Origin of the sequence: Arthrobacter oryzae (assembly GCF_031454875.1) — a bacterium.
In the GTDB taxonomy this organism is placed as follows: Bacteria; Actinomycetota; Actinomycetes; order Actinomycetales; family Micrococcaceae; genus Arthrobacter; species Arthrobacter oryzae_D.
Genome location: NZ_JAVDRQ010000024.1, coordinates 1 through 6,648 on the forward strand (window position 1 = coordinate 1; position 6,648 = coordinate 6,648).

The 6,648-nt window shown below is 64.8% G+C and carries 6 protein-coding genes and 2 pseudogenes; 1 reads left to right on the forward strand and 7 read right to left on the reverse strand.

Annotated elements, in window-relative coordinates:
- Positions 1-214 precede the first annotated feature (214 nt).
- The 4 genes from J2805_RS23810 to J2805_RS23825 are packed head-to-tail and all read right to left on the reverse strand — an operon-like array spanning position 215 to position 4,326.
- Positions 215-1,483: an FAD-dependent monooxygenase gene (locus J2805_RS23810; RefSeq protein WP_309980534.1), complete on the reverse strand. Its 1,269-nt coding sequence runs from the start codon at positions 1,481-1,483 to the stop codon at positions 215-217.
- A gap of 45 nt (positions 1,484-1,528) precedes the next feature.
- Positions 1,529-2,542 carry an NAD(P)/FAD-dependent oxidoreductase gene (locus J2805_RS23815; protein WP_309980535.1) on the reverse strand — a complete coding sequence of 338 codons (1,014 nt, stop codon included), beginning with the start codon at positions 2,540-2,542 and terminating at the stop codon, positions 1,529-1,531.
- 7 nt (positions 2,543-2,549) lie between these two features.
- Positions 2,550-3,452: an alpha/beta fold hydrolase gene (locus J2805_RS23820; protein ID WP_307048928.1), complete on the reverse strand. Its 903-nt coding sequence runs from the start codon at positions 3,450-3,452 to the stop codon at positions 2,550-2,552.
- Between the two features lie 58 nt (positions 3,453-3,510).
- Positions 3,511-4,326, reverse strand: coding sequence for an oxidoreductase (locus J2805_RS23825; RefSeq protein ID WP_307048930.1), 816 nt, complete (start codon positions 4,324-4,326; stop codon positions 3,511-3,513).
- A gap of 135 nt (positions 4,327-4,461) precedes the next feature.
- Here J2805_RS23825 and J2805_RS23830 point away from each other — a divergent pair, with 135 nt between their 5' ends.
- The gene (locus J2805_RS23830) at positions 4,462-5,085 is read left to right on the forward strand and encodes a TetR/AcrR family transcriptional regulator (protein WP_309980536.1); all 624 of its coding nucleotides are present in this window, start codon (positions 4,462-4,464) and stop codon (positions 5,083-5,085) included.
- A 44-nt stretch (positions 5,086-5,129) separates the two neighbouring features.
- Here J2805_RS23830 and J2805_RS24035 read toward each other — a convergent pair.
- The 3 genes and pseudogenes from J2805_RS24035 to J2805_RS24040 form a co-directional block, all read right to left on the reverse strand.
- A pseudogene (locus J2805_RS24035) lies at positions 5,130-5,246 on the reverse strand (hypothetical protein); the annotation flags it as partial.
- A 3-nt stretch (positions 5,247-5,249) separates the two neighbouring features.
- Positions 5,250-6,107: pseudogene (locus tag J2805_RS23835) on the reverse strand (IS3 family transposase); the annotation flags it as partial.
- Positions 6,101-6,589, reverse strand: a complete 489-nt coding sequence (locus J2805_RS24040) for a helix-turn-helix domain-containing protein (protein WP_396134473.1) — start codon at positions 6,587-6,589, stop codon at positions 6,101-6,103. The pseudogene J2805_RS23835 and the gene J2805_RS24040, both read right to left, overlap by 7 nt.
- Positions 6,590-6,648: the final 59 nt, after the last annotated feature.

A 6,648-nucleotide genomic window follows, 5' to 3' on the forward strand; every position in this document is an offset into this window, starting at 1 on the left:
TGAACTGGTCCCCGAAAGTTGGACTCTCAAATTTGTGAGGTCTCCACTTTAACGGCCAGCGACCGGCTCTTCTGAGAAGGCTCCGTCCCCACGTGGGACGGAGCCTTCTTCGCGTGGCGGTATGCCCGTCGTCAACGGGTGCTGTCGGCGGGCGTGTTGGCTGGCATATGCCTCTCTATGTGCTCAGGTCGACACGGTCCGCACCGGGTTGGCCTCACGCTGCAGCGTCGGCGATATCCAGACTTTTCATCTGCACGCCCGCGCTGTTGGTCCTCATCTTGGCGAGCAACCGGCCGGCGATCGGCAGCCGGGCGAGGCGGATCATCGCGGACCGAAGCAGCAACTCGGCGCGGTTGCCTGGGGTGAAGAAGCTGCGCATGTTCACACCGCTGCCGAGGTGGTGGGCGACGAACGGGCGCAGGTGGTCCTCCCAGTCCTGCAGCGCTCGTGGCACGTCGTGCGGGTGGCGTTCGAGCATGGTGCCGAGCAGGTCGGCCCCGGCCAGGCCGGTGGATGCCCCCATGCCGGAGTAAACGGTCAGGCACCACGCGGCATCGCCAACGAGGACGACACGGCCACGGTGCCAATGGTCGAGGTGAACCTGCTCGGCGGAGTCGAACAGGTGGTCCGGGGCCTTCTCGAACTGATCGAGCAGCCAACCGAGCGTGGAGCCGGTGGGCTCGGGGCCGTAGGCGGCGCGCAGCGAGTCGATGGCCGGCCGGGTGAACTCGGCGTCCACGTCGTCGGTTCGGTAGGAGAGCAGCACCGTCGGCGGGCGGTCAGCGAACGGGAACACCCAGGCTGATCGGCCCTCCTCGGCCAGGATGAGCCCGTCCTGCGGGCGGTAGCCAGGTACCGCCCCGGGCAGGCTGTACGCGGCGATCATGTAGTTCATCGGACGGATTGGGCTCTGCTCGGGTTCGAACGCAAGCCGGCGCACTGTTGAGCGCAGTCCGTCTGCCCCGACCACCAGGTCGAACCGTTCGACGGTGGCCTTCTCCGTCGTCAGGTCTCGGATTTCTACGTCCACCCCGTCGAGGTACTGCTCCAGCGCGATCGGCACGGTCGAGTACCGGATCTCCACTTCGTCGGGCAGGGCGTTGAAGGCTGCGTCTTCGATGTCGCCCCGCAAGACGAGGCGAGACCCGCCAAACACGTCGGCGTAGCTTAGACCGGGCCGGCGCCGGCCCGTGCGGTCGACTTCGTAGCTCAAGGCTTCCGGAGCGACGCGATTCGGTACGGCATCGGCGATGCCCAGTCGTTCGGCGGCGGCGACCCCGGTCCCGAACAGGGCGATGAAGTATCCGCCGCGGCGCCGCTCGGGGGCCTTCTCCAGCACTACCACGTCCCAGCCCGCGCGATGCAGTCGCAGCGCGGAGGCGGTCCCGCTGATCCCGAGGCCGACCACCAGGGCCCGCTGTCGCAATGTCATGTTCTTGTCCATGGGATTGGGCGCGTCGAACGTGTCTTCAGCAGCAATCATGGGATCTCGTACCTTTCGGGAGTGGTGGTTTCGACGCCGGCGCGTTCAGACATGGGGTGTCGGACTCGGTCCAGCCGCGTGCAGGGCCGCGTCGGTGTCCGCTATGGCCAGCATCCTGTTGATGTCGGCCCCGGCCAGTGCGCCGGCCGCTGCGGAGGCCCCGACCTGGGCGGTCAGATCAGTGGCGTTGCCGGCCACCCACACCCCCGGCACCTCGGTGATGCCGGCCGTGCCGGAGGCGAAACTGCGGCCCTTGTTCGGCAGGTCCTGCACGGGCAGGTGTAGACCTTCCAGGCCCTGGGCGCGGATCTGCAGCTGCGCAAGGACCGCGATGATGCGTCGGGCCACAACCTGACCGTCGGCCAGGCGCACCCCGGCGAGAGCGCCCTCCTCGCCGTTGACGACCTCGGTGACCGGGGTGTCGATGACACGGATGCCGCGGGCGGCGAAGCGGGCGCGGTTGTCCTCGTCCAGGTCGGTGCCGTCCGTGAAGTAGGTCAGGTCCTCGGTCAGCTGACGGTACAGATACGCGTGGGCGACGGAGACCGGACCGGTGGCGAGGATACCGATGGGTTCGTCGCGGACCTCCCAGCCGTGGCAGTAAGGGCAGTGCACCACGCTGTGCCCCCAGTGCTCGGCGAGACCGGGCACGTCCGGCAGAACGTCGGTGAGGCCGGTGGCCACGAGGATGCGGCGGGCGGTGATGCTGCGGCCGTCGGCGAGGGTGATGGTGAACCTTAAATCCCCGTCAGCTGAGGGGGCGGCAGGCTCAGCCGTGACTACCTCGCCGAGGACGATGCGTCCGCCGTAGTGGCGCACGTGCTCCCGTCCTCGTCGAAGGATCTCGGACGGCGGAGTGCCGTCCAGGGCGAGGAGGCCGTGCACGGCTTCCGCTGGCGCGTTGCGGGGGTAGCCGCTGTCGATCACGACGACCGAGCGGCGGGAGCGGGCGAGGATCAGAGCGCCGTTCAGTCCTGCGGCGCCGCCTCCGATCACCACCGTGTCGATAGTGCCTTCGGCCAGTTCGTCGCTCGTGAATGGAGGAGTCGTCTCAGTCATGGTTTGGTCAGCCTTTCGGGTTCTGGACGGCCATTGGGTTGGTTTCGCCGCGAGGGTCAGGTGAGCCACTCGCCACCCATGTCGCGATCCGTTCCGCGATCGCTTCGGGGGCTTCGATGTGCAGGAAGTGGCCGAGGTTGGGGACGATCGCGCGCACGTGCGGAGCGGCGTATCGATGCCGGTCGTCGACGTTCGGGGGGAGGATGCAGTCGTCGTCTGCGCCGTGGATGTGCAGCAGGGGCACCGTGATGGGGTGGGAGAGTCGGCGTGCAGCCTTCAGCATGCCCAGGCGAGTCATCGCCCGGTAGTACTTGAGGGGCGCGGGAAAGCTCGCTCCGAGGTGCTCGTGTAGCTCCACTTGGAGAGCCGGGTCGAGCGTCAGGCTTGGTGACCATTGACGCCAGAGGCGGTCGATGAGGGCGAAGTCGCGGGCTCGGGCGATCATGCCGCTTCCGGGAAGCTGGAAGAAGGCCATGTACCAGCTCCGGCGGAGCTGGGCGGGGCGAGGCCGGCCGATGAATGTGAGGGGGTGGGGGATAGCGAGCGTGACTGCGCGTTTGATGCGCTCCGGCGCGGTGACGGTGGCGTCGTACGTGATGAAGGCGCCCCAGTCGTGGCCAATGAGGTCCACCTGGCGCCGGGGAGACCACTGGTCGATCAGTGCGACCACGTCGCCGGTCAAGGATGCGAAATCGAAAGGACCCGCGGTCGGGGACGGGGCGTAACCGCGAAGCCAGGGCGCGAGGACGTAGCGACCCTGGCGGCCGAGTTCGGCGAGGAACGCCTTCGCCGTCGGCGGGTGGTCCGGGAACCCGTGCAGGAAGATCGTCGGTTGACCTGTGGGGTCACCGCCCTGCAGAGCGTGAAAAGTGCCATGCGGCAAGTCGAAAGTGACGTGTTCGAAGTCCATATGTGTTGCGCCTGTTTCGAGGTTGGGCGGACGAGAGATGCTGGTGCTGGCTTCGGTGTCAGCCGGCCAGTTGGTTGAGCTTCCGGATCTGTTTGTCGAAGGCGCGCGAGGGCACGAACCGGCGCAGGACGCTCACGCGTCCGGCCATTGAACCGGCGGTGTACCTGGGTGCGGGCTTGGAATCGGTGGAGGCCGCGACGATCACCTTTGCGACAACGTCGGGGTCGTCGGCGGTACGTAAAGCGGTGGCCAGTACGTCTCGGGAGATCTTCCGCTGTGCTGCGTAGACCGGCAGGGGTGAGTCCGGTGCAAGGCTGCTCGCCTCGAAACTCGTGCTTGTAAAGGCCGGCTCGACCAGCAGCACCCGGACGCCGTGTTCGCGAAGCTCGTGGTCGATGGACTCCGAGTAGCCCTCGACTGCGTGTTTGGTGGCGGCGTAGCTGGCCATGAAGGGGGCTGGGATCAGACCGAGTACCGAGGAGACGTTGACCACACGGCCACTGCCCTGGGCGCGCATGTGGGGCAGCACTGCCTTTGTCATCCGCATCAAGCCGAAGACGTTGATGTCGAAGACCTCCTTGGTCTGATTGATCGAGCTTTCCTCTCCGGCACCGACTGCGCCCACGCCTGCGTTGTTGACCAGGACGTCGATCCGACCAAACCGTTCGATCACCTCCTCGACCAGGGAATGGACCGATTCGTCGCTGGCTACATCGAGATCGAGGAACGACACCCCGGCAATCGGGCTGGCGTTCGCGGCGTTGCGGCTCGTACCGACCACCGCGAAGCCGGCGTCCACGAAGGCTCGCGCTGCCGCCCGTCCGATCCCAGAGGAAGCGCCCGTCACGAGGGCTACCGGGGAAGCTGTCTGCATGTTGATTCCTTCGTCTATAGGCGTGACTTCGCCTCGCCAGATGTGGGGGAGACGTTTGTGTACTGAACAGTCAATAACGCTAGAGGGTTCTGTACTGATTTGTCAATTACGACCGTTTGGTTCTACCTTGTATGTATGGCGAGACCACGAACCTTCGACCGCGACCACGTTCTCCATGCCGCCGAGCGGCAATTTCGTGAGTCGGGCTACAACGGCACGAGCGTCGACGACATCAGCGCAGCCACCGGCCTGGGCCGTGGCAGTCTCTATGCCGCTTTCGACGGTAAACACGGTGTGCTGGTGCAAGCGATGGCCGGCTACTTCGACCGGCTGGGAAACGTTGCGCCGAAGGTGCTTGCCGGCCCGGACGAGGGCGCACTCGAACGCCTCCACGGCTATCTGCTCCGCGCCGTCCACGGGGTGCCTCTTGCCGACGATGTGTCCCCAGCTTCCGACCGGGCGGCGGCTGCTTGCTTCGCGGGCAAGATGGCTCTGGAGATCGGCGCCTCCGACGCCGAGGTGCAGCGCCTTGCTGCCGAGTGTTTCGCTGTGCTCGTGATGGCGGTGGCCGAGTGTGTGCGCGCGGCGCAGCGCAACGGAGACATCGACCCGGACGCGGATGCTGAAGATCTTGCATACCTCTTGCTGACCGTTATCCGCGGGACCGACGTCGTCGGTGCGTACGGCCACGGTCCTGCCCGCTTGACCCAGATTGCCGAGAGCGCGTTCGCGTTGCTGCCACGCGTGAGCCGCCGCTGAGGAGGGCGCAGCTGAGCGGCTGAACGCAACCCGGCGTTATACCAGCGGATGTATTCGTGCAGCGCTGCTGCCAGTGCCTCCGTGCCGAGGATTTGGACACGGTGGAAGAGCTCTTCCCTGAGGTGTCCTCCGTCCCCAGACACACCGGAATGAGGCGACATGCTCTAGGCCACCAGGGCCTTAACACGGTATTGAACGGGGCTTAGGCCGTTGAGCTTGGTGGAGATTCTTTCGGTGTTGTACCAGTGGATGTAGTCGTGCAGCGCGGCCGTCAGTGCGTCGGCGTTGAGGAATCGGACGCGGTTGAAGAGCTCTTCTTTGAGGTGCCCGAAGAAGTTCTCCATGACGGCGTTGTCGTAGCAGTTGGCTTTGCGGGACATCGATTGGACCGCGCCGGCGTTCTGCAGGAGTAGGCGCCAGAGCCTGTGCTGGTATTGGAATCCCTGATCGGAGTGCACGAGTGGTTTCTGCCCGTCCTTCAAGGTGGCTAAAGCCTCGCGCAGCGAGGCATTAGCCAGCTCCAGATTGGGAGAGCTTCCAATGGCGTAGGAGATGATCTGCCGGTCGAAGAGGTCCATGACCGGCGAAAGGTAGAGCTTCTGGTCACCCACGCTGAACTCGGTCACATCGGTAACCCACTTCTTATTCGGGGCATCCGCGTCGAATTGGCGTTTCAGCAGATTCGGCGCAACAACGCCCTGCTCGCCTTGGTAAGAGCTATAGCGCTTTTTCCTCCGGACCTTGCAGACCAGCCGCAGCGAACGCATCAGCTTCAGCACGGTCTTCTTCGCGATCTTCCAGCCTTGCTTGGTCAGCTCGGCGTGGACGCGGCGGTGCCCGTACCGGGCCCGGCTCTTCTCGAAAATTTCTGTGACAGCGGCCTTCAGGGAGGCCCTCGGATCGGGGCCTTGGAGGCGGGACTGGTGGTAGAAGAACGTGGATCGGGGTAATCCCGCGACGTCCAGGAGAATTTCCAAGCGGTGTTCAGCCTTGAGAGCGATGACAGCGCGGACCTTTAGCGCTGTTCCTCGTCCCTCAAGGCGTTTACTTTTCCCAGGAAGGCCACCTCTGCGCGAAGGCGTTCATTCTCTCGGCGCAGTCGCTCTACCTCAGGCTCAGGTTTCCTTGCTGTCCCGGGATTCGTCTTCGGGCGGCCTTTCGGCTTGGGCCGCAGCCCGTCCTCGCCTTCGGTTCGGTATTGTCGCGCCCACTTCTCGAGCAACAGTGGAGAGGACAGCCCAAGGTCTTTCGCCAAGGCGACTTTGGGCTCACCTGCACGGTATCGCTGGACAGCATCAAGTTTGAACTCAAACGAGAACACCGGTCGTGTTGGCTTCGCCACCAGCGTCGTACCTCCGCGCGTCCGCCATCGACCATACAAACGTTTGATGGCACCTCTACCTACTCCGAGTCGGGTCGCTACCGCCCAAGCACCCCAACCCGTTTCAAACAACGCTACCGCGGCCTCGCGCTGCTCCTCGGACAACGAACTTCTTCCATGCATAAAGCTGCTCCCTAAAAGTTAGAACTGATTTCTCAGTCCAACTTTCGGGGAGCAGTTCA

What these genes read in the sequence shown, in the direction of transcription:
- J2805_RS23810 (WP_309980534.1), bottom strand. Translation starts at nt 1,483, where the DNA reads ATGATTGCTGCTGAAGACACGTTCGACGCGCCCAATCCCATGGACAAG.
- J2805_RS23815 (WP_309980535.1), bottom strand. Translation starts at nt 2,542, where the DNA reads ATGACTGAGACGACTCCTCCATTCACGAGCGACGAACTGGCCGAAGGC.
- J2805_RS23820 (WP_307048928.1), bottom strand. Translation starts at nt 3,452, where the DNA reads ATGGACTTCGAACACGTCACTTTCGACTTGCCGCATGGCACTTTTCAC.
- J2805_RS23825 (WP_307048930.1), bottom strand. Translation starts at nt 4,326, where the DNA reads ATGCAGACAGCTTCCCCGGTAGCCCTCGTGACGGGCGCTTCCTCTGGG.
- J2805_RS23830 (WP_309980536.1), top strand. Translation starts at nt 4,462, where the DNA reads ATGGCGAGACCACGAACCTTCGACCGCGACCACGTTCTCCATGCCGCC.
- J2805_RS24040 (WP_396134473.1), bottom strand. Translation starts at nt 6,589, where the DNA reads ATGCATGGAAGAAGTTCGTTGTCCGAGGAGCAGCGCGAGGCCGCGGTA.